Source organism: Phaeovulum molybdatiresistens (genome assembly GCF_023544865.1).
Lineage (GTDB): Bacteria > Pseudomonadota > Alphaproteobacteria > Rhodobacterales > Rhodobacteraceae > Pontitalea.
Map to the genome: position 1 here is coordinate 1 of NZ_JAMJFX010000069.1, position 1,506 is coordinate 1,506.

The following is a 1,506-nucleotide window of genomic DNA, read 5'->3' on the forward strand; positions in this document are numbered from 1 at the left end:
CGCCGTTATCGTGCCGAGGGTGAATCATGTTCTCAAACCACTGTCGAGCCGGGACTATTTCAGCGGCCTGTTAAGTGCTTATGTTGGTTGATGTTCCAGCTGCGCACGATGACTTGCCTCGCTGTCTTGCATGTTGGAGGCAATTTATGGATGTTGGGCCATGGTCAAGACAATTTCTCTGTGAGAGACCAATTAACTGTTAAACTTGCACTGGTAGTTTCCAATGTCCAGAAATGTTCGACTGAAAGAGCACGCCCCAGGGACAATCCGCGAGAGGTCGCCCGATCCCACAGAGTTTCTCGGATTTAACGGAACAATAGATTTTAGGCCATATACGTTTAAAGTTGATGCAAATGGCTTTGTAGAGAGTTCACACTGTGAAAAGCTTCAAGGGGCGAAAAGAGTTGTATTGCTTGGCGATAGCTTCTTCGAGTACGCCTTTGTAGATCAAGGCGCTAGAATTTGCGATGTGATGAATGAATTGTCCCTTGTGCTTTCACGGCGTCTCGAATTCATGAATGCCGGTTATGCGGCATCCACAACCCTGAATTCAGTGGTCACGTTTGTTGCTAAAATTCTGCCGATGCGACCCGTCGCCGTTGTGATGTGTGCTGGTACCTTCGATGCTGATTGCTGGCGTGATAAGCGGAGCTATTGGCGGCCTCACCCGTGGTATTCCCCCCTGGTTCCAGCGTCGCCTGAATTTAAGAACGATTCTGTTGAACTGTGCACTGAGGACTATGTGACATTGATGTCTGGCGTATCCGCTATGTGTCATGCCGCAGGGATAAAGCTATTCCTTATTGCAAAACCAATATGCCCTGAAAGTGAGTGGAGCAAAACGCACAAGTATTACAAGACAAAAGTTGAGCGTTTGAATATCTATAATGGCGCCGTTCGGGATTTTTCGAAGCGCGACCGAAGAGTCACCCTTCTTGACCTTGGCGAGCGTTGTAAGTTGAATTGGGATGATTTTTACGACGCCAATCACCTAAACAAGAGTGGTGCGGGCAAGGTCGCCGATGTAATTTTTGATGAGATAAGCCGGGCGGTCAGTCGTCCTTCTAAATTGACTAATTTTTTGGAGAAGCTCGAAAAATTAAAAAGAACTTTTGTCCGGTAGGTCAATTCCTTTGAGATTTCCTGTTTGATTGATGTAATTTTTTCTTGGGCAGAAAATTTCTGCTGCTAAATGGCCGTTCAATCAATGGGTCCGATTGACCCATCGCCGGGTTAGCCCGTTCCATATCTTGCCGGTGCTGCCGTGCCGGTCCCATTCTGAGAGCCGCCGCCAATCATCCAGCGACACGACACGCCCCGTCCAGGTGCGCGGGGTGCCGGTAATGCCCACCGGCTCTGTTGCACAAATCAGCTGATGGCCGAGGTTTCCCTTTCCCTGGACAGAGTCATCCCACAGCTTCAGTGACGGGTATTCCGAGCGCTGTGAAGCCGTTCAGCACGGCGACGCGGATCTGGAACTCGGCGACCTGCCGTTCGAAGTCCCTC

General features: G+C 49.7%; 1 protein-coding gene and 1 pseudogene. One reads left to right on the top strand and one right to left on the bottom strand.

All coding sequences use genetic code 11. From position 1 onward, the window contains the following. The first annotated feature begins 223 nt into the window (after positions 1 to 223). A complete protein-coding gene (locus tag MXB90_RS17655) occupies positions 224 to 1,123 on the top strand; it encodes an SGNH/GDSL hydrolase family protein (protein ID WP_250046719.1) in 900 nt (299 codons plus the stop codon). A 283-nt stretch (positions 1,124 to 1,406) separates the two neighbouring features. Here the strand turns inward: MXB90_RS17655 and MXB90_RS17660 are convergent. Continuing rightward, positions 1,407 to 1,506, bottom strand: a pseudogene (locus tag MXB90_RS17660) (IS5/IS1182 family transposase); the annotation flags it as partial.